This window comes from Plantactinospora solaniradicis, from assembly GCF_042658085.1.
Taxonomy (GTDB): domain Bacteria; phylum Actinomycetota; class Actinomycetes; order Mycobacteriales; family Micromonosporaceae; genus Plantactinospora; species Plantactinospora solaniradicis.
Window position 1 is genome coordinate 649,083 of the sequence record NZ_JBHSPR010000010.1, and the last position, 19,260, is coordinate 668,342.

Annotated in this window: 18 protein-coding genes, 1 tRNA gene and 1 pseudogene; 7 read left to right on the forward strand and 13 right to left on the reverse strand. The window is 71.7% G+C overall.

The features are described 5' to 3' along the window. Window positions 1-37: 37 nt before the first annotated feature. Entirely contained in the window at window positions 38-721 is a 684-nt protein-coding gene (locus tag ACFP2T_RS15455; RefSeq protein ID WP_377421970.1) for a response regulator, read from the reverse strand. Further along, window positions 718-2,001 (reverse strand): sensor histidine kinase, encoded by a 1,284-nt coding sequence (locus ACFP2T_RS15460; RefSeq protein WP_377421971.1) that lies wholly within the window; start codon window positions 1,999-2,001, stop codon window positions 718-720. Before ACFP2T_RS15460 ends, ACFP2T_RS15455 begins: the two co-directional genes overlap by 4 nt. Window positions 2,002-2,233: 232 nt before the next feature. Between ACFP2T_RS15460 and ACFP2T_RS15465 the strand changes: the two genes are divergently transcribed. Continuing rightward, window positions 2,234-3,043 (forward strand): class I SAM-dependent methyltransferase, encoded by an 810-nt coding sequence (locus ACFP2T_RS15465; protein ID WP_377421973.1) that lies wholly within the window; start codon window positions 2,234-2,236, stop codon window positions 3,041-3,043. Window positions 3,044-3,145: 102 nt separating this feature from the next. Here the strand turns inward: ACFP2T_RS15465 and ACFP2T_RS15470 are convergent, their stop codons facing one another. The 5 genes from ACFP2T_RS15470 to ACFP2T_RS15490 form a co-directional block, all read right to left on the reverse strand. Continuing rightward, window positions 3,146-3,883: an HAAS signaling domain-containing protein gene (locus ACFP2T_RS15470; protein ID WP_377421975.1), complete on the reverse strand. Its 738-nt coding sequence runs from the start codon at window positions 3,881-3,883 to the stop codon at window positions 3,146-3,148. A gap of 161 nt (window positions 3,884-4,044) precedes the next feature. Beyond that, window positions 4,045-4,662 carry a hypothetical protein gene (locus ACFP2T_RS15475; protein WP_377421977.1) on the reverse strand — a complete coding sequence of 206 codons (618 nt, stop codon included), beginning with the start codon at window positions 4,660-4,662 and terminating at the stop codon, window positions 4,045-4,047. Window positions 4,663-4,665: 3 nt separating this feature from the next. Continuing rightward, on the reverse strand, window positions 4,666-4,992 hold the full coding sequence (locus ACFP2T_RS15480) for a YbaB/EbfC family nucleoid-associated protein (protein ID WP_377421979.1): 327 nt from the start codon (window positions 4,990-4,992) through the stop codon (window positions 4,666-4,668). A 55-nt stretch (window positions 4,993-5,047) separates the two neighbouring features. Then, window positions 5,048-5,974, reverse strand: coding sequence for a WXG100 family type VII secretion target (locus ACFP2T_RS15485; RefSeq protein WP_377421981.1), 927 nt, complete (start codon window positions 5,972-5,974; stop codon window positions 5,048-5,050). Window positions 5,975-6,065: 91 nt separating this feature from the next. Beyond that, window positions 6,066-6,389: a hypothetical protein gene (locus ACFP2T_RS15490; RefSeq protein WP_377421983.1), complete on the reverse strand. Its 324-nt coding sequence runs from the start codon at window positions 6,387-6,389 to the stop codon at window positions 6,066-6,068. A gap of 147 nt (window positions 6,390-6,536) precedes the next feature. Between ACFP2T_RS15490 and ACFP2T_RS15495 the strand changes: the two genes are divergently transcribed. The 3 genes from ACFP2T_RS15495 (at window position 6,537) to ACFP2T_RS15505 (ending at window position 9,783) form a co-directional block, all read left to right on the forward strand. Continuing rightward, window positions 6,537-7,373, forward strand: coding sequence for a metallophosphoesterase (locus tag ACFP2T_RS15495; RefSeq protein ID WP_377421984.1), 837 nt, complete (start codon window positions 6,537-6,539; stop codon window positions 7,371-7,373). A 110-nt stretch (window positions 7,374-7,483) separates the two neighbouring features. Next, complete coding sequence (locus ACFP2T_RS15500; RefSeq protein ID WP_377421985.1) at window positions 7,484-8,713, forward strand: CehA/McbA family metallohydrolase; 1,230 nt, start codon at window positions 7,484-7,486, stop codon at window positions 8,711-8,713. A gap of 182 nt (window positions 8,714-8,895) precedes the next feature. Next, a complete protein-coding gene (locus ACFP2T_RS15505) occupies window positions 8,896-9,783 on the forward strand; it encodes an alpha/beta fold hydrolase (protein WP_377421987.1) in 888 nt (295 codons plus the stop codon). Between the two features lie 116 nt (window positions 9,784-9,899). Here ACFP2T_RS15505 and ACFP2T_RS15510 read toward each other — a convergent pair whose 3' ends face one another. Further along, window positions 9,900-10,982 (reverse strand): trypsin-like serine peptidase, encoded by a 1,083-nt coding sequence (locus ACFP2T_RS15510; RefSeq protein ID WP_377421989.1) that lies wholly within the window; start codon window positions 10,980-10,982, stop codon window positions 9,900-9,902. 233 nt (window positions 10,983-11,215) lie between these two features. On the opposite strand from ACFP2T_RS15510, the gene ACFP2T_RS15515 reads away from it, so the two are divergent. Then, entirely contained in the window at window positions 11,216-11,791 is a 576-nt protein-coding gene (locus tag ACFP2T_RS15515; RefSeq protein WP_377421991.1) for a hypothetical protein, read from the forward strand. After that, complete coding sequence (locus ACFP2T_RS15520; RefSeq protein WP_377421992.1) at window positions 11,773-12,573, forward strand: hypothetical protein; 801 nt, start codon at window positions 11,773-11,775, stop codon at window positions 12,571-12,573. The genes ACFP2T_RS15515 and ACFP2T_RS15520 overlap by 19 nt, the downstream gene beginning before the upstream one ends. Before the next feature lie 36 nt (window positions 12,574-12,609). Here the strand turns inward: ACFP2T_RS15520 and ACFP2T_RS15525 are convergent, their stop codons facing one another. The 4 genes and pseudogenes from ACFP2T_RS15525 to ACFP2T_RS15540 all read right to left on the reverse strand — a co-directional run bounded on the left by ACFP2T_RS15525 (window position 12,610) and on the right by ACFP2T_RS15540 (window position 16,591). Further along, window positions 12,610-14,769: a hypothetical protein gene (locus ACFP2T_RS15525; RefSeq protein WP_377421994.1), complete on the reverse strand. Its 2,160-nt coding sequence runs from the start codon at window positions 14,767-14,769 to the stop codon at window positions 12,610-12,612. A 102-nt stretch (window positions 14,770-14,871) separates the two neighbouring features. Further along, window positions 14,872-14,999, reverse strand: a tRNA-OTHER gene (locus ACFP2T_RS15530). A 495-nt stretch (window positions 15,000-15,494) separates the two neighbouring features. Further along, a pseudogene (locus ACFP2T_RS15535) lies at window positions 15,495-15,833 on the reverse strand (ADP-ribosylation/crystallin J1); the annotation flags it as partial. A gap of 23 nt (window positions 15,834-15,856) precedes the next feature. Then, on the reverse strand, window positions 15,857-16,591 hold the full coding sequence (locus ACFP2T_RS15540; protein WP_377421996.1) for a GNAT family N-acetyltransferase: 735 nt from the start codon (window positions 16,589-16,591) through the stop codon (window positions 15,857-15,859). 202 nt (window positions 16,592-16,793) lie between these two features. On the opposite strand from ACFP2T_RS15540, the gene ACFP2T_RS15545 reads away from it, so the two are divergent. Then, complete coding sequence (locus ACFP2T_RS15545) at window positions 16,794-17,717, forward strand: hypothetical protein (protein WP_377421998.1); 924 nt, start codon at window positions 16,794-16,796, stop codon at window positions 17,715-17,717. Window positions 17,718-17,781: 64 nt separating this feature from the next. On the opposite strand, the gene gatA is transcribed toward ACFP2T_RS15545, so the two are convergent. Beyond that, window positions 17,782-19,257, reverse strand: a complete 1,476-nt coding sequence (gene gatA / locus ACFP2T_RS15550) for an Asp-tRNA(Asn)/Glu-tRNA(Gln) amidotransferase subunit GatA (protein ID WP_377422000.1) — start codon at window positions 19,255-19,257, stop codon at window positions 17,782-17,784. Window positions 19,258-19,260 lie beyond the last annotated feature (3 nt).

Below are 19,260 nucleotides of genomic sequence, written 5' to 3' on the forward strand. Positions count from 1 at the left end.
TGTCCTCAGTTCTCGTCGACCGGCCGGCGACGAGGACTCAGACCGGTGGGTCGGCCGCCGAGCCGGGTCGGACCAGGCCGGTCTCGTACGCCAGGATCACCAGCTGGACCCGGTCCCGGACGCCGAGCTTGCCGATCGCCCGGGTGATGTGGGTCTTGGCGGTCAGCGGACTGATGAACAGGCGCTGCGCGATCTGCTCGTTCGACAGGCCGGTGGCGATCAGTTGCAGCACCTCACGCTCCCGCTCGGTGAGCACCGACAACCGCGCCTCGCTGTCGGTGGGCGCCACCGGCCGGTGCGCGAACTGTTCGATGACCCGGCGGGTGACGCTGGGCGAGAGCAGCGCCTCGCCGGCGGCCACGATCCCGACCGCCTGGCGGAGTTGCGCCGGCTCGATCTCCTTGGTGAGGAAGCCGCTCGCCCCGGCGCGCAGCGCGGCGAAGACGTACTCGTCGGTCTCGAAGGTGGTGAGGATGATGACCCGGCATCCGGACAGCGTCGGGTCGGTGACGATCCGTTCGGTGGCGGCGAGGCCGTCCATCCCCGGCATCCGGATGTCCATCAGCACCACGTCGGGCCGGAGGGTACGGGCCTGCCGGACCGCCTCGTCACCACTGGCCGCCTCGCCCACGACCTCGATGTCCCGGCCCCGGCCGAGCAGGCTGCGGAACCCGGCCCGGACCAGAGCCTGATCGTCGGCGAGCAGCACGGTGATCGTCACGGCCGGAAGCCTGCCACAGGGATCGTGGCGTGGACCGTGTAGCCGCCGCCCTCGGCGGCACCGGCCCGGAAGGTACCGCCCAGCGCCGCGACCCGTTCCCGCATCCCGTTGATGCCGTGGCCGGGCACCGCACCCGGGGCCGGGCCGACCCCGTCGTCGATGACCGCCACGTCCACCGAGTCGGCGGTGATGTCCAGCCGCACCGTGGCCCGGCGGGCAGCGGCGTGCTTGACGGTGTTGGTCAGGGACTCCTGGATCACCCGGTAGCTGGCCAGGGCCACCGGCGCGGAGACCACCGCCGGATCGCCGCTGGTCTCCAGGACGACCTCCAGCCCACTGGTCCGGCTCCGTACCACCAGGTCGGCCAGGCCGGCCAGGTCGGCCTGGGGCGCGGGTACGGCACCCGCGTCGGAGCGCTCACCCGGCGCCCGCAGTACGTCGATCAGAGACCGCAGGTCAGCCACGGCCTTGGCCCGGACCTCCTGGGCGGTACGCAGTGCCGCGCGCGCCTCGGCGGTGGAGTCGTCCAGTGCCTCGTCCACGACCCGCAGTTGCACACCCACCACGGTCAGGGTGTGCGCCACCACGTCGTGCAGTTCGCGGGCGATCTGCAACCGCTCCTCGGCCGACCGCCGACCCGCCTCCAGTCGCCGTTCCTGCTCGGCGTGGGCCAGCCCGGCGGCGAGTTCGGTACGCCAACGCAACCAGTTGCGGTACGCCACCGCCACGGCGACGAGCAGCGCCAGGCAGAGCGCCTCGCCGCCGACCTCGCCGATCGCCCGCTGCGTCTCCTGCCCGCTCACCGACCACTGCCAGTTGACGGCGAAGACCAACTGGAACAGCCCCGCCCCGACCGCCCAGGGCAGCCTGGGGCGGGCGGCGGTGTCGTCGGCCGCGACGAGAAAGAAGATCACCGCAGCCGGCCACACCCAGCCGGCGTCGGTCAGCTCCGCCGTGCGCAACGCGATGATCACGGCCAGGCTGGTCAGCAGGACGGCCACCGGCCACCGTCGGTGGGCCAGCAGGAGCAGGCCGAGCGTGGTGGCCATCGGCACGGTGCCCTCGTAGGTGATCGGCGCCCCGGCGACGGCCGTACCGACCAGCACGCCGAAGGTCGTCAGGGCCGCCAGTGCCAGGTCCCGCCAGATCGGCCGGCGTACCACCGCCGGTCCGGCTCCGGCCTCGCGCCCACCACCTGCCGCCATCAGTCGAGCATGCCCGATCTCCGGTCGACTCCGGTCCGGGGCCTGCGGGCCGGCGTATCCGGTTCCTGCTGTCATGTCGGTCGTCCCTCCTCCGCGAAGCTGACGACACCGACGCTAGGCGGGCCGGCCTGCTGCGGCGTCGGCCAACGGCCGTCGTCACCGGATACGCCCACCGAGCACGACCTACGCCAGACGCAGTAGTCGACGTACGGACCGGCAAACCCGGCGCGGCATCGATGGCCCGCCATCCTGCTACTGTGCGCTGGTCAGGCGTCGACGCTAGGTCAGAGAAGGGTGCCTGCTGCCGATGACCGCGTTCGACCGTCTGCAACGGACGCACTGGGCGGGACAGGCGGAGGCGTACGAACGCTGTTTCGTCCCGCTCTGCGCTCATCCGGCGGCGGCGATGCTCGACGCCGCGCGGGTCCGGGCCGGAACGCGGGTACTGGACGTCGGCACGGGTCCGGGGACGGCCGCCGGCCTCGCCTGTGCCCGGGGGGCGCGGGTGGTGGCGGTCGACGCCGAGTTCAGCATGCTGCGGCTGGCGCGCCGCCGCGTACCGCAGGCCGAACTGTGCCACGCCGTCCTGCCCGACCTGCCGTTTCCGGACGACCACTTCGACGCGGTGGTGGCGAACTTCGTACTCAACCACGTCGGGGACCCGGCGGTCTCGGTCGCCGAACTACGCCGGATCGTCCGTCCAGGCGGTCGGATCGCCGCCACGGTCTGGCCGAGTCCCCGACCACCGTTACAGCGACTCTGGGAACAGGTCTTCGACGCCGCCGGTGCCCGACGTCCGGCCGATGAGCCGGCGGTGCCGCCGGAACGGGACTTCGCGCATACCGTCGAGGGATTCGGTGGACTGCTCCGCGCCGCCTCGCTCACCGATGTGCACTGCGAAACCGTCGCCTGGGTCCACCAGACCGATCCCGAGGACTGGTGGTACGGCACCGCCAGCGGCATCGGACGTCTCGGCAGGTTGATGGCGGCCCAACCGCCGGGTGTGGTCGAGCAGATCCGACAGCACTACGACCGGCTGAGCGCCGTTCACCTCACCGACGGTGGCTTCCTCGCGCTGCCCACCGCCGCACTGCTGGCGTCCGGGCGGGCACCCTAGCCGACCCGGGCGACACGGTGGCGGCGCCCGTGGGTGGGCCCGTCGCGACGGCATCCCGACGTCCCGCCGAGGGTGCGAGGGCATCGGCACCCCGGCGGCGCCTCAGCCGGTGTCGGTGGTCCCGAGCAGGACGGCGAGGAGCACGGCGCAGAGCAGCGCGACCGGCAGGCCCCACCGGACGACGCCGAGCAGCCACCCCGGGGTCGGGACCGATTCGGCGCCGGTAGCGGGATCGACCACGCGGTCGGCCAGCAGCCGGCCGGAGAGCAGGGGCCACCAGGCGCACACCAGCAGCACCAGGCCGACGCCGAGCAGCGGCCAGGCCGACGCGCGGAGCACCTCCCGCGTCCAGACCAGTTGCGGAACGGCCGTCACGGCGATCCCGACGCCCGCGGCCAGGCCGAACCGCCAGTCGAGGCCACCGGAGCGGCGGCGACCCGACCGGAGCAGGAACGCGGCGACGCCGACGATCCCGGCGACCCCGACGGCGACCGAGACGAGTTGGCCGACCGTGATGGTGGCCGGGGCGTCCCGGGTAACCGCGTCGACCCCGGCGAGCAGGGACATCACGCCGGTCAGGGTGCCGCCCGCGACGAGTACGCCCCGCCAGAGCGGGCGTCGCCCGGCCGGGAGACCCTGCCCGGATCGGCGACCGTGGGCGAGAGCGGCGGCGTATTCCACCGGCTCTCCGAACGCCTCGGCGGGATCGGCACCGGAGTCGGCGCAGTACGCGTCGATCTCGGCGAGCGCCTCCCCGATCTCGGTGCCGGGCAGTCGGCGCAGCCGGGCCTCGACGAGGAACACCTCTCGCCAGTCGTCCAGCACCCAGCCCCGGCTCACGGTCGGACCTCCTTCGCGCCGGGCAGCCCCCGTACCCGTCGTTCGTCGACCACGGTAGTGCGCGGGGGCGAACTCAGCCGCGGAGGGCGTCGCGCTCAGGTGCGCAGGGAGTCGCGCTCAGGTGCGGAGGGCGTCGCACTCAGGTGCGCAGGGAGTCGCACTCAGGTGCGGAGGGCGTCGCGCAGTTCGCCAGCCCGGCGGCGGCCCAGGCACAGCGGTCCGGTCAGCTCCAACCAGGAGGCGTCCCGGAACATCACCCGCAGCCGGGCGCCGTGCAGCCGGTGCCAGCGCCGACGGGCGCCCGTGATCTCCGCCCGGTCCACCGACCACAGCGGCTTCAGCTTCGCCGCCACCACCGGCCTGCGCCGCTCGCCGAACGGTCGAATCTCGTTGGAACGGCCGATCCGCAGCACCATCAGCCGCCGGTCGGTGACCACGACCAGCAGCTTGGCGTCGGTCGGCACCTCGCGTACGTAACCGGCGGCGACCGAGTCGAGCCGGCCGCGCGCCGCGCGACCGAAGAGGAGCCGGATCAGCCAGTCGGTGGGACCGCCGCCACCGATGTTGTCGACGAACTCGACACCGCTGAGCGCGGCGCCGGCCAGGCCCATTCCGGCCACCTTCGCCCCGTCGCCCGGAGCCGGCTCCGGCGGTCGTGGGGGCGGGTCCGGCGCCAGGCCGTGCGGGCGCTTGGCCTCGCTGCACGCGAGCATCGCCTCACCGGGTTCCAGCCGGTGCGCGACCGCGTCGCCGTACAGGTGGCGGTAGTCGGTACCCACGGCTCAGTCCAGCGGGTAGTCGTCGGCGGCGCTGCCCAGCACCTCCCGCATCGACTCCTGTAGCCGCCTGGTCGCCTCCCGCTGCGCCCGCCGGATCGTGCCGGTGATCTCCGAACCGAGCTGGTCCGGGCTGTACCGCATGCCACGGGAGGTGATGTCCACCCGGTCCACCCGACCGCCGTGGTCGACCGACACCCGTACGGCGCCGCTCTCGCTCTCCAGCTCCACCGGCTGCTGCCGGAGTTCCTCGACCCGGCGGTTCATCCTGTCCTGCAGGCCGTCCAGGCTGTTCGCGAGCTGCTCCAGCCGATCCAGCGCGGGGTATTCCACGTCGTTCCTCTCCTGCCCTCGTCCGCCCGGGTCGGGCGACCGCCGGCCCGGCGGGTCAGCCCACCGAGTCGATCAGATCCTGCACGCTCTTGGTGTACGGGCCGATGTCGTCCCGGTAGGTGCCGTCGGTCGCGTAGTTGCGGTCCTTCTGGCCGTCGCGGATGTCCTGCCCACCGACGACGGTGTCCAGCACCGCTCCGCCCTTGCCGCTCAGGTTGACCGGCGACACCTGGTTGAAGACGAAGCGTGGCAGGCCGACCTTGAGGCCGTACTCCTTCGCCACCGCGAGGCCCTGCGGGGTCCGACCCTGCTGTCGCCACATCGCGTACTGCTTCTTGAGCTTGCGCAGCTCCATGACCCGCTTGCGGTAGGTGGTGAGCAGGGCCTTGACGTCGTCCAGCTTGCGGGCCAGCTTCACCAGGACCCGGACCAGCCTGCTCACGATCCGGGCGCCCCGGCCCAGCGTCAGCGCCAGCCGGGCGAGCCAACGTACGGCGAACGCGGCGATCGACGCGCCGAAACTGAGGAACGCCGCCGCGGCAGCGATGATCGCCTCGATCAGGAAGGCGGTCAGGAACTCGAAGATCAGCTCACAGAGCAGGTTGAACGCGTCCACCGCGGCGTTCGCCGCCTCGACCAGCACCTCCTTCGCCGCCGCCAGCCCGTCCCCGAGTTGCCGGATCGACTCCTCGACGTTGGTCAGGCCGGTCTGGAACGCGTCCGCGGCCTCCCCGCCCCAAGCCGGCGGTTGCAGCCGGGCCCGGTCACTGGCCTGCTGTGCGGCGATCCCGAGTACGTCGGTCGACGCGGCGAGGCAGCGTTCGGCGCCCCGCATCAGGTCGTCGGGGTCGCCGGCGACCTGCTCCAGGAGCTGCTCGAACGGCGACAGCACCGTACGGGTGAAGCCCTGCAACGGTTCCGGCACCGAGCCGACGAACTGCTCGAAATAGGTCTTGCTGCGCTCCAGCGCGACGGCCGACACTCAGCCATCCCCCTTCGTCGTCCCTGCACGCATCGTCATGGGTGATCCGCCCGGCTCCGGCGGTCGTCGACCGGCTCGCCGACCCGTCCGGTCAGCCGCCGGTCCGGAACCGCCCCTGCGCGGCGGCGTCGCTGGCCAGGTAGGCGTCCCGCTCGGCGGTGATCGCGTCGGCGATCACCTCCATCACCTCGACGCCGTCCGCCAGCGCCTGGAGGCAGTCGTCGAGGCACGACTCGTACTGGTCGTAGAGCGTGAACGAGGCGGGCATGATGCCGAAGGAGGAACGCCCGACCGCACCCTCGCGTAGCCGCCCGCGCACCCCGTCGAAGTCGTCCGCCCGCGCGAAACTGGTCTTGGCGAAGGTCTCCAGCGCCGCCGGATCCACGGTGAAGCCGTCACCTGAGCCACCGATCATGGCAAGGACCCTAGTAGATGGCCGCATCCGGATCACCCCGCCCTCCTAGCCGGCGCGGGACCTTCGCGGGCGGCGGAACCGGCGGGCTCGCCGGCGTCACCGGGATAGGCTCGTCAGACGCGAGTTCGGCTCGGTACAGGAGTGGACATGGCCCGGGTAGTGGTTGTCGGAGACGTCGGTGGCCACCCCGGCCAACTTCGCGACGCGCTCTCCTCGCTCGGTGCGGACGTCGACCGGCACCACCTGCCCGAGGGGATGACGGTGGTCCAGGTCGGTGACCTCGTCGATCGTGGCCCGGACAGCCGGGCGGTGCTGGCCATCGTGCGCGGGTACCTCGAAAATCAGCCGGAGCGATGGGTCCAGCTCGCCGGCAACCACGAGTCGCAGTACCTGCCCGGTGGCACCGAGTTCTGGCCGGAGCGCCTCGGCGACGCCGATGCGGACCTGCTGCGGTCCTGGTGGGCGGACCGCCGGATGCGGGTGGCCGTCGCGATCCGGACGGCCGACTCGGAGGACCTGCTGGTCACCCATGCCGGGCTGACGGTCGGCGCCTGGCGGGAGCTGGCCGAGCCGCCGACCGCCGCGATCGCCGCCCGGCTGCTCGACGAACGCCCGCAGCCGCTGATCTTCCGGGGTGGGGAGTTCGGAGTCGACCGGGCGGCCGGTCCGTTCTGGGCCGAGGCCGGCTGGGAGCTGCACGAGCCGTGGCTGGAGTTCTACGCCGGTGGCGGGTTCGTCCCCTTCGGCCAGGTGCACGGGCACTCCCAGCCCGTACGCTTCGCGGACCAGACCTGGCGCTGCCCCGGCCGGGTACGCCAGCGCGCCACCGTCGACTGGCCCGCGCGACACGTCCGGGTACGCGTCGGCGGCCGGATCTTCACCGCGATCGATCCGAAGCACGGGCGTACCGGGGCGGCGGAGTGGAGACCGCTGGTCCTCGACGGTGCCGAACTCCTCACCGCGCACGCGCTGCCCTCGTCCTGACCGGCTCGGCGTGTCGGCGGGTGGATCGCCAGCCAAGCGATCGACAGACTTAACCGTCCGGCAAACTGCTCCTCCGCCGGAGTTGCCGGCCGCGTTATGCACTGTCCGGCATGACACACACCCACGCAGGGACCGGAGACACCTCCACCGGCACCAGCCGGCGCACGCTGATCGCGGGCGCCGGCGGTCTGCTGATGCTCGCGTCCGCCCCGGGGACCGCGTCCGCCGCCACGACCCCACGGGCGGCAGGGCCGAACCGGGCGCCGGGATCCGGCGCCTCGCGCACTTCCCTGGTCACCCAGGGCACCACCCTGGTCCACGCCGACCTGCACAACCACACCCTGATGTCCGATGGGGACGGCGACCCGGCGCTCGCCTTCGCCTCGATGCGGGAGGCCGGCCTGGACGTCGCCGCGCTCACCGACCACAGCACGCTGTTCTCGATCGAGGGGCTGTCCCGATCGGAGTGGGACCGGACCGGCGCGCTGGCCGACGCCGCCGACGACCCCGGCCAGTACACCGCGATCCGGGGTTTCGAGTGGTCGCACCCGCTGCTGGGCCACGTCAACGTCTGGTTCAGCGGCAGCTACACCGATCTGCTGCAATCGTCGAGCATGAGCCGGCTCTACAGCTGGATCGGCGGCTCCGGCGGGATCGCCGGGTTCAACCACCCCGGCCGGGAGGTGGGCCGGTTCGACAACTTCCGGTACGTCGCCGGGGCCCGGGAGCCGATGATCGGGCTGGAGATGTTCAACCGGGGCGACGACTACCTCTTCGACGGCTGGGGCAGCGGGCAGACGTCGCCGTTGGTCGCCTGCCTCAACGCCGGCTGGCGCCCCGGTCTCACCGGCGTGTCCGACGAACACGGCACCGACTGGGGATTTCCCGAGGGCAAGGGTCGAACCGGCCTCTGGGTCACCCAGAACACCCGGCAGGAGGTGCTCGCCGCGATGCGGGCCCGCCGGTTCTTCGCCACCCGGGTCTCCGGGCTGCGCCTCGACGCGACCGCGAACGGGGTACGGATGGGCGGGGTACTCCCGGTCGGCCGGGGCGACGTCACCTTCTCGGTGGACCTCGACCGGGGACCGGACTGGGTGGGCAAGCCGCTGCGGATCCAGGTGTTGCGGCCCGGCAGTGACGCGCCGGTCGTACCGGAGATGATCGACATAGAGGCAGGTCGGGTCACCCAGTTCACCGTGCCGCTGGACATCGTCGACGGGCACTGGGTGGTGCTGCGGATCTCCGACCCGTCCCAGCCGAACGCCAGCCCCGGGCCGGCGAACCACCCGTGCAACGACTGGGGTGTGGCGTACACCAGTCCCTGGTTCCTCCAGCCGTGACCGCCGGGCCGGCGTACCAGGCGCAGGCGAGGAGAACCGCGCGCGTTCCGGCGCCCGTCGGCGCGCCGGCCCCGGTCCCTCCCCATGGGGTACGACGACGTCGATACCCACCCGAGCAGGGCCGCAGGCCGGGCAGTATGAGAAGAACGTGGCAGATTGGGCGGGGCGATTGAGGGGGCACCATGGTCGGCGGCGTACACCACCGGATCGCGACGGTCGACGGACTGGACGTCTTCTACCGCGAGGCCGGGTCGCCGGGGGCGCCCCCGCTGGTCCTGCTGCACGGCTTCCCGACCAGCTCGCACATGTTCCGGGAGCTGATTCCGGCGCTGGCCGACCAGTACCACCTGGTGGCCCCCGACCACATCGGGTACGGCTACTCCTCGGTGCCGCCGCTGGGCGACTTCCCGTACACCTTCGACGCGCTGACCGACGTCACCGCGAGCCTGCTGGACCAGCTCGACATCCGCCGGTACGCCGTCTACATGCAGGACTACGGGGCGCCGATCGCGCTGCGGCTGCTGCTACGCCGTCCGGAGAGCATCTCGGCGATCATCACCCAGAGCGGGAACGCGTACCCGGACGGATTTGTGGAGGAGTTCTGGAAGCCGCTGTTCGCGTACGCCAGTTCTCCCGGACCGGAGACGGAGGCCGCCGCCCGGCAGGCCTTCACCGAGAAGATGGTCCGCTGGCAGTACGAGCACGGCGTGCCCGACACCAGCCTGGTCAGCCCGGACGCCTGGCGGCACGCCCTGGAGGTGCTCGCCCGGCCCGGCAACGACGAGAACCAGTTGCAGCTCTTCCGGGACTACAAGACGAATCTCGACATCTATCCGCAGGCGCAGGAGGCCTTCCGGCAGACCCAGGTGCCACTGCTCGCGGTCTGGGGCGCCAACGACAAGATCTTCGGCCCGGACGGTGCCCGCGCCTTCCAACGGGACCTACCCAACGCCGAGATACATCTTCTCGACGCCGGGCACTTCGCGCTGGAGACCAACGTCGACGAGATCGCCGGCCACATCCGGGAGTTCCTCGGCCGGATGCAGGTCCAACCGGCCATGGCCCGCTAGAACCGTGCGGTCTCGTCACTCCAGATCAGGCATCAGGCCCTGCTCACGAGACTGACGGGTGGACCGTTGCGCCGGTCCACCCGCCAGGGCCCCGCGTGTGACGGTCGATCAGGTGATCAGAGGTTCCTGGTCTGGTTGTAGAGGTTCAGGGCGGTGTTGTCGAAGAACGGCGAGATCATGATGGTCGGCGCGACGATCCGGTCGATCCGGCTGTTGACGCCGTACAGGAAGCCGAAGTTTCCGTCCCAGTTCAGGAGCCAACCGCCACCGCTGGAGCCACGGGTCATGTCGCAGGGGATCCGGATGGTCTGGGTCGCGCCCTGGAACTCGGGTTGCGAGGTGCCGGAGCAGCGCATCAGGTTGCCGCCGTCGAAGGGCGCCTCCTGCGGGTAGCCGAAGGCGTTGATCGCAACGTTCAGGCCCCGGTTGACGTCGAGGCCCTGCCCGCCGAGCTGGGTGACGATGTGCTGGCCGTTGAGCGTGTTCATGATCGCCACGGCCATGTCCTCGTTGAAGTTGCCGCTGGCCTGCCAGCCCGGTGCGGGCCTCAGGCTCGCCGCGGTCCAGGTACCGAACGGCCGCTGGTTGGCCAGGTCGTCGTCGAACGCGGGCACGAACGCCCAGTTGGTGGCCAACACGCCGCCCGCGCCGCCGGAGTGGGTGCAGTGCCCGGCGGTCCAGACGGTGTCCTGACCCTCAGAGTTGATCACCGTGGCGGAGCAGACGAAGTTGCTGCCGCTCAGGGTGAAGAACACCTTGCCGCTGGTCCGCGCGGTCGGGTGGTTGGACGCGAAGTTCGGGTTCAGCGCCGCCGGGACCGGACCGTTGTTCGGTACTCCCAGCGCACCGGCGGCCGGCGGGACGGTCAGCCGGGCGCCCCGGTCGACCGACTGCCGGGTGGCCTGGCCACTGTCGACGTACCGCTTGACCGCCTGCTTGTAGGCGGGCGACTCCTCGGCCGGCTGCGCGGCCCGCATCCGCTCCGGCGTCCAGTACGCCACGATCGCCTGGTGCTCGGTGGCGTCCGCGCCGTGCGCGGCCCGACCGGCGGCCCACGCCTCGGCGGTGGCAACCGGGTCCAGGCTCGGTGCCGGTGCGGCACTCGCCGGCTGGCCCAGCGCCAGCGCGGGCGCCGCCGCCAAGACCAGTGCGACCATCGCCGACGTCGCCCAGTTGCCCCTGCTCGCGAGAACTCTCATGTACTGGCTCCTCCTCGGTAGGCACCGCACCGAACCCCCTCCGGCGCGACTGTTGGGGAGATATTCATCGATGTACGAGAGGGTCGCCGGGCATGCTGGACGTGGTTGGACACGGCTGGACGTGGGGTCGGCCAGGGCCGCCTCCGGTCCGGCTCGATCGGGTACGGCGGACGCGGCGGAGGCGGTGTCCGGACGGCGGGAACGGGTGCACCGACGTCCTAGACTGTCGTGGTATGCCACGGCAGGTCTGGATCTGGCTACGTAACGCGCTGATAGTTGGCTGTGCGCTCGCCGTGGCCTGCTTCGGCTGGCAGGTGACGACCGCCGACGCGCCGCCCGATGGCCGTTCGATCGACGTGTGCGGTTTCGTCCGTCCGGAAACCATCGCCCGCCTGGTGCCGGAGGCGTCGGAGCCGGAGGCCGACATCCGGCCCACGAACAGCTGGTGCGAGTTCTCGGGCTGGGTGGGCGAGGGCGCCGGCCGGAAGAGTGTGGACCTGTGGTTCGGCTACGTCCGCGAGGGGCGGAAGGAGGGGGCGTCGGCGGAATTCCAGGCCCGGCGCAAGGTCCGCTACGCCTCTTGCCTCAACTGCAACTCGCAGCCGACCCCGGTCCGGATCGGCGACGAGTCCTTCGAACACGGCTGGACGTACGAGGAGATCCGGCAGTTCGCACAGGTACGCGTCCGCATCGGCACGGTGACGGTCCAAGCGCAGCTCAGCACGCCGTACGCGACCCGGGACGCCCTGTTCAGGGCGACGAGGAGCCTGGCGCAGGAGGTCGCGGCCCGATGTCACGCGACATGCTGACCGACCCGGTCCGGCCGGACAAGCGGGAGGACCACAGCGAATGGCTGGACGCCTTGCTGTCGCTGCGCCGGTGGAAGAAGCGGGCACCGGTTCCGCTGCTCCTCGTCGTCGCCGCGCTCTCCTGGGGCGGCTACGCCCTGGGCCAGGCGGTGGCGCCCCAGGTGGGCCGGGCCCAGGCTGCCCGGGTGGACCGCGCGGCCACCCGGGTGTCGATACCTCCCGTGCCGCCGGCTCCGCACTATCCACTCACGACGCCGCTGCCGCTGGCGCCCGCCGCCGGCCCGGACACCGGTACGGGGGCACGGTTCCGCCCGGCCGAGGCGACCGCCATCAGCGAGTCGGGCCTGCCGATCACGTTCCTGCTGCCGGCGCACTTCCCCTGGCACTGCGTGGTGTTCAGCGTGCCCGACGACACTGCCCGGCCGACCGCGGAGTGGGAGTGCGCCGAGAACTACTCGAACGCACTCGAACTGCGCATGCTGCTCGCGCCCTGTGCCTCGCCCTGCGATCCCGCCGCCAGGTCGCGGCTGCGGCCGCCGTTCGCGTTCGGACCGACCCGGGCCGTCGACTCGGTAACCTGGCTCGCCGAGCGTACGACCGAGCCGGACATCCTCCAGCGGAGTTCCTTCCATCTGCTGCTGGAGCACGTCTGGCGGGCACCGGCCGGCGCGTTCGGCCCCGGCTCCGCGAGCCAGACCCTGTACGTGGCGGCTCTCGTGACCACGCCCGGCGACCGTCTTCCCGCAGAGAAGATCGTCAACGATCTCCGTACCCGGATGTAGCGCCGGAAGCGGCCGCGTGGCCTCGGCCGTCGCCGCTCACCCCGGAATCAGCTCGGCCAGCCGGTCCAGCGTGTAGGCCTCCGATCCGTCCGGCAGGTCCTCGGGCGCCTCGATGCCGACGAACGTGATCGGCTCGTCAGGCAACCGACCGTTCCAGGTCGTCACCTCGGTCCGTCCGCGCCACCGGTCGACAAGGTAGGACACGGTGAGGTAGTTCCGCTCCACCAGTGCCCGTACCCGGTCGGCCGTGGTGAACGTGTTCTCCTCCACGCGGTTGAACGACGGCATACCCCGCAGGTACAGGTGGAGCCACACGGCCTGCCAGCCACGCTCGCCCCTGGCGAACACCATCGGCAGTGCGACTCGGCCCTGGCCGCGCAGGTGCGAACGCGCCCGCACGGTCCGTGCGTCGAACGGGGCGCCGCGCTGGTCCCGTGTGCGGGTCTGGTACCCGAACATCGACTCGGCGACCTCGTCGAACGACTCGCCCGCATAGACGTAGACCTGCGGCACCACGTAGTGCGCGCGGACCGTCAGGGGAACGTCGACGAACTCGGTCGCACCGTCCGTCGCGTCGGTGATGTCGCCGGAGTGCACCATGCCGTCGTGGTGGTAGTTCGTCCAGGACACCTGGCCCGCGCTGTGGAACTCGTCATTCAGCAGCAGCACCGACAGGTCGTGGTCGGTGCGCTTACTGGTCTGGCGCCAGTACGTGAAGAACCGCAGCAGCTCACCGGATACCGGGGCCCGCGAGCCCCTCGGCAGCACCGCGAATCCGCCTTCGGCCGCCTTGCCGGACAGCGGCAGTGCGACGTCGAGCACCTCCGGATCCACCACCAGCGGTCGGTCCGATTCCGGCAGCCGGGCGCTGATCTCCGCGTCGAGCAGCGACGACAACTCGGCCACCAACCCGGCCGGCAGCGGTGGCCGCTCGTCCGGACCGATCCACGCGCGGCGCGAGCGGCTCGCGTACATCCGGGCGGACGCGGGCGTCAGCCGATTGCCGACATGCTCCCGCAGCGAACAGAGCACCCGGCCCGACGCCGAGCCGAGCGCACCCGTGACTGCTTCGAGCACAACGGTTCGCTCCGACGCCGATGCCAGCCGCAGCAGCCGGTCCGCGGATCGCAGGAGCAGGCCCGGCGCGGCCGACAGCACCGACGCGGCCGGACCGATGGCTCCGGTACGGATCGCCGCCTCCGCGCGGCCGGCGAGGTTGCGTACCCGCCGCTCGCCACGCGCCACCGCGAACACCTCCCGGGCGTGCGGCCACTCGTCGTACTCGTGCGGGTGCAGCCGCTCCCCGAGCCGCTTCCACCGCTCCGCGTAGCGCACGACATCGCCGAGCTTGTCCGCGCTCGCACCGACGACCTCGTTCAGCGCGGCCAGCAGGATCCGCCGCTCCCGGCGCCGGAAGGCACGAAATCGGGTGGGTGTCGTGAGCGAGGCGTCCCCGCCGGAGACCTGGCAGGCAAGGCGCAGCACGTCGGTCGTGGTGTCCACGGCGACCAGCGGCCTCCCGAGGACGAGCCGGATCCCGTTGAGTACGGCGCGGTTCTCCCGGACCGGGATCTCGGCCGGCTGCGCGCCGTCCAGGCAGGCGACCGCGAGCTCGCCGAGGATCGCGAGGTCCGCCTCGCCGTGTGGCGTCGAGCTGCCGGCCAGGGCGAGATAGAGCCGCGCTGCCTCCACGTCGACGGTGTCGCCGAGACGCAGCAAGGTCAACCGGTCACCCGCCGCGGAGATCAGCGCGTCGTGCGCGGCCAACAGCTCGGCGTAGGTGTGCTGGTAGGCGCCGTAAGCCGGCAGGTCGAGCAGGTTCACGCCGCCCGAGACGACCGCGTCCCGCAGCTGCGCGTCGGTCGCCGTGCCGCCGCCGGTGAGCACGGCCGCCCGCAGCCGCTCGATCCAGAACTCGACGGTGTCCGGCACGCCGTCGGGGAAGCCGATGAAATAGGCGTTGTGCTGGACGTGGTCGCCGACCAGCTCGCGCACGGCGGACACGACCGTGGCGGCGAGATCCAGCGCCGGCCCGGGGGCCAGGGTGCCGACGTGTTCCAACAAGGCTCGCGACGCCGAGAACCCGACGTCGAGCAGCACCGCATCCAGTTGCCGGGCCACTGTCGTGCCGTCGCCAACCGTGCCGGTGCCTGCCGGCACCCGCAGTGTCTTCTGGATAATCAGCCTTTCGAGCACGCGATCCTCCCTTCCGCTGGTCGTGATCCTCGACAGAGCAGCAGACCTCACGCCAACCCGGGCGTCGACTCCGGCAGTCGCCGGTTCGCGGCCGCAGCACAGTGGGTCGCCGGGGACTCGAACCCCGAACCATTCGGTTAAACCAGGAGAAGGAAGCGCACCCATAACCGCACAAGCGGAGAGCGGACGCGCTACTCAGCCGAGTGCTCTACCAATTGAGCTAGCGACCCAGATGTCGATCTTCGCACGGGCCGAGTCGGCGGGACCATCGGATTTCGGCGTCGCTGGGGCGATACCCACGACACCGGGCGCTCCTACTCCCAGCGGAGTTCGAACCGACCGGACTCGACCTGTTCCACGAAGGACGCCACGTCGTCGGCCTGGTGTACGGCGTCCGCCCAGCCCTCGCTGGTGATCTCGACCAGCAGGACGGGTGCCGGGTCCTGGCGCAGGTCCAGCGCAAGGTGCTCACGCGAACCGTTGCCCCCGATGATGGCGACACTGGGATGCCTGGCAGCCGCCTCCTCGCCCCAGGCGTCGAGCAGCTCGATCGCCTCCACCGGCGGGTAGAGCCAGAGGTAGTGCTCGTTGGGCAGCCAACCACGGCGGAACCACGACGCGCTCTGCAGGTAGCCGCGCCAGGCGGCGGGAAGCGGTGCCCCGGCCGCCTCCGCCACCGCGAACTCCTCATCCGACACCGGCGCCCGGTAGTCCGCCTCTTCGACGATCGCACCCACGATGTTCGCGTTGAACTCGGTGAGGTCCTCGGCCGGAATCCAGTACTCGCGCACCTCGTCACCGCCCACCTGCCGCTCCGGGTAGCGGTCGAGGAACTGCCGCCGTACCTCGAACGAGGTGACGTAGCCGACGCCGCCGGCCGGCACGTTCCACTCCCGAGCGATTCTGGTGGCGTACCAGCGGTTGAGGACCGGGTAGAAGATCGGTTGCTCGGGCAGGCGCGGCGGCCAGGCCCGCCATCCCGAGGCCGCCACCAGGTCCAGCTCGGCCTGCCCGGTCGGCCGCCACAGCCGCACCGTCTCCTGTTTCGATCCTTGCGCGTCCACCGCGCCACCGTACGAGCCGGGCGCTACCTCCGGAGACCCGGACCGCTCGTCTCCGGGCGGTACGCCCCAGGGACGTCGGAGCGCACCGTCCAGCCGAGCGAGCGGTACAGCGCCCGGCCGTCGTCGGTGGCGACCAGGATCCCGGTACGCATCCCGCCCGCCGCCGCGCGATCGGCGAGGGTACGGATGACGACGGTGCCCAGTCCTCGTCGCCGGTGCGCCGGCTCGGTCTCGACCTTGTCCACGATGCCGAACTCGCCGGCCGGCGCCAGCCGCCCGGACGCCGCCGTCTCCCGGGCACCGTCGAGCACCGTCGCGACGACGACCCCGGTGTCGGGCTCGGTGTCGACCCGGATCGTGTACCCCGACCGCGGCTCGACCGCGCCCTCGCGGAACCATACGGTCATCAGGTATCCGGCGGTGTCCACCGTCCAGCCGTCGGGCAGCGCGGCCCGGAATTCGTCCGGATCTCCACTCGCCTTGATCCAGGTGCCCGGGTCGGTCAACTCCCGCCCCAGCCGGCCGAGCGAGCCCGCGTCGTAGGTGTGCAGCACGTGGCGTACCCGGTGGCCCGGCAGTCCCACGTCGACCCGGAAGCCGCCGGACACCCCGACCGGCGCGGAGGTGCCCCGGGAAACGGCCCAGCCGCGTCCCCAGGCCATCACCAACTCGGGCACCGAGTAGGTGCCCTCGCGGGTGGCGGCAAGGTCGGCGGCGTACGGCATGAGTCGTCCCATCGCGGAGTAACCGATTCGCACCCACACTATTGCAAACTCATGGCAATAAGCCCCCGGCTGTGACCGGCATCGCGGACCACCACGCCGAAATGATGGCTGTCCGGCCACCACGAGATCTGGCCGAGCCGCCGTACTCTGCGATCGTGCGGTTGATCGACGCGTCGAGTCGACGTCCACTGCCGGCACGCGTCCGGCGGCCGGGAGTTGCGTGCCGGGAGGGATCGTGAAGCGGTATCTCGGCTCCGCGCTGGCCCCGACGGCGGAGAAGCATCAGCTCGGATCGCTGGTCAGCCTGCACCGGCAGGAACGGCCGCTGATCCGCTTCAGGGCCCGCTGGCTGTGGCTGATCCTCGGGGGCCTCTTCGTCGGCCTGCTCTGGGTGCTCTGGGACCAGCAGTACTCCCGCTACCACCAGTACAGCCTCTACCCCGACGGCGCGTACTTCGCCTTCGTCGCCACGCTGCACATCCTCGGCCTGGTGCTGTCCGGGCCGATCGCGGCCCGGCTTCTGCCACCCGACGGGCCGGACCGCTGGGTCGCGCTCTACGAGCACGGCCTGATCGACATCACCCGGCCCTTCTCCGATCCCTCCGGCGGGATGCCCGAACACGACCTGATCGTTCGCCCGGTGCGGTTCGAGCAGATCCAGCGGGTCGACCAGAGCCGGGAATCCGTCGGCATGATGCCGGCCGGGATGGCCCGCACCGTGACCGCCACCGGCGCCGCCGCGCGAATCGTCGCCGAACGCGACGGCAAACCGCTGGTCCTGGAATACCACGGCTACCGCCATCAGGACCGGTTCGTCGACGCCATCCGAGCCCGCCGGGCGGGTGGGCCGAGCCCTCGGTCCGAGGCGGCGATGCGCCGCAGCGGGGCGGTCTTCGGCAACCTGGCCGTGATGCAGGGCGGGCTCTCCGTCGTCGACGGCAGGGGGCTGGGCCCCGGCGAGCAGTCGACGCTGCGCTGGGCCGAGGTGGTCCGGGTGCACGAGTCGGACGACGGCACCCTCTCCATCTACCGGCAGGGCCGCCCCGGCGAGCGTCCGGGTGAGCCGGACACCTCGATGCGCTGGTACTCCGGGATCGTGCCGGAGACGTCGGAGGCCGCCGCTCTGATCGCCACGATGCGCAACAAGGCGCTCTCCTGACGTACCCGGATCTCGGGCCGCGACGGACGGCAACCACCGGTCCGATGGGGAGCCGGACCTCCGCTCAGAGTTCCGGCGGGGTGAGGGTGCCGACCACCGACTCCAGCGCGGCGCCGACCCGGTACATCCGGTCGTCCGCCATTGTCGGCGCCATGATCTGCAACCCGACCGGCAGCCCCTCGGAGAGCCCGCACGGCACCGAGATGCCGGGCCCGCCGTACAGGTTGGTCGGGATGGTGAACAGGTCCGCCAGGTACATCTGGTACGGGTCCGACGTACGCGAGCCGAACGGGAACGCCACGAACGGGGTGGTCGGCGAGATCAGCACGTCGACCTGCTCGAACGCGGTGGTGAAGTCCTGGGTGATCAGGGTCCGCACCTTCTGCGCCTGCCCGTAGTAGGCGTCGTAGTAGCCCGACGACAGGGCGTACGTGCCGAGCATGATCCGCCGCTTGACCTCCGGCCCGAAGCCGGCGTCCCGGGTCAGCGACATGACCTCCTCCAGCGAGTGCACGCCGTCGTCACCGACCCGCAGCCCGAACCGCACCCCGTCGAACCGGGCCAGGTTCGAGGAGCACTCACTCGGCGCGATCAGGTAGTACGCCGGCAGCGCGTACTGGAAGTGCGGGCAGGAGACCTCGACCACCTCGGCCCCGAGCTTCGTCAGCGCATCGACCGCTTCCCGGAACACGGCCAGCACGCCCGGCTCGGCACCCTCGCCGGAGAACTCGGTGACCAGGCCGAGCCGTACCCCGGTGAGATCACCGGTGGCGCCGGCCCGCGCGGCGGCGACCACGTCCGGCACCGGCAGCGGGATCGAGGTGGAGTCGCGCGGGTCGTGCCCGCCGATGGCCGCGTGCAGCAGCGCCGCGTCCAGCACGGTACGGGCACACGGGCCGGGGGTGTCGAGCGAGGACGAGAACGCCACCAGGCCGTACCGGGAGGTGCCGCCGTAGGTCGGCTTGGCCCCGACGGTGCCGGTGACCGCGCCCGGTTGCCGGATCGAGCCCCCGGTGTCCGAACCGATCGCCAGCGGCGCCTCGTACGCGGCCAGCGCGGCGGCGCTGCCCCCGCCGGAGCCGCCCGGGATCCGGCCCAGGTCCCACGGGTTCCCCGTCGGCCCGTACGCCGAGTACTCCGTGGAGGAGCCCATCGCGAACTCGTCCATGTTGGTCTTGCCGAGCATCACCGTGCCGGCGGCGCGGAGCCGCTGCACGATCGTCGAGTCGTAGGGCGGGCGCCAGTTCTCCAGGATCTTCGATCCGACCGTGGTCGGTACGCCCTTGGTGGTGAGCACGTCCTTGACCGCCACCGGCACCCCGGCCAGCGGTCCGAGTTCCTCCCCGGCCGCACGCCGGGCGTCGACCGCTCGGGCCGACTCCAGCGCCCCTTCGGTGTCGACGTGCAGGAAGGCGTTCACCCGCTCGTCCACCGCCGCGATCCGGTCCAGGTGGGCCTGGGTCACCTCGACCGCGGACGCCTCGCCGGAGGCGATGACGGCCGCGATCTCGGTCGCGGTCATCCTGGTCACGTCAGCCATGGT

What these genes read in the sequence shown, in the direction of transcription:
- ACFP2T_RS15460 (WP_377421971.1), bottom strand. Translation starts at nt 2,001, where the DNA reads ATGACAGCAGGAACCGGATACGCCGGCCCGCAGGCCCCGGACCGGAGT.
- ACFP2T_RS15465 (WP_377421973.1), top strand. Translation starts at nt 2,234, where the DNA reads ATGACCGCGTTCGACCGTCTGCAACGGACGCACTGGGCGGGACAGGCG.
- ACFP2T_RS15490 (WP_377421983.1), bottom strand. Translation starts at nt 6,389, where the DNA reads ATGATCGGTGGCTCAGGTGACGGCTTCACCGTGGATCCGGCGGCGCTG.
- ACFP2T_RS15495 (WP_377421984.1), top strand. Translation starts at nt 6,537, where the DNA reads ATGGCCCGGGTAGTGGTTGTCGGAGACGTCGGTGGCCACCCCGGCCAA.
- ACFP2T_RS15500 (WP_377421985.1), top strand. Translation starts at nt 7,484, where the DNA reads ATGACACACACCCACGCAGGGACCGGAGACACCTCCACCGGCACCAGC.
- ACFP2T_RS15505 (WP_377421987.1), top strand. Translation starts at nt 8,896, where the DNA reads ATGGTCGGCGGCGTACACCACCGGATCGCGACGGTCGACGGACTGGAC.
- ACFP2T_RS15510 (WP_377421989.1), bottom strand. Translation starts at nt 10,982, where the DNA reads ATGAGAGTTCTCGCGAGCAGGGGCAACTGGGCGACGTCGGCGATGGTC.
- ACFP2T_RS15515 (WP_377421991.1), top strand. Translation starts at nt 11,216, where the DNA reads ATGCCACGGCAGGTCTGGATCTGGCTACGTAACGCGCTGATAGTTGGC.
- ACFP2T_RS15520 (WP_377421992.1), top strand. Translation starts at nt 11,773, where the DNA reads ATGTCACGCGACATGCTGACCGACCCGGTCCGGCCGGACAAGCGGGAG.
- gatA (WP_377422000.1), bottom strand. Translation starts at nt 19,257, where the DNA reads ATGGCTGACGTGACCAGGATGACCGCGACCGAGATCGCGGCCGTCATC.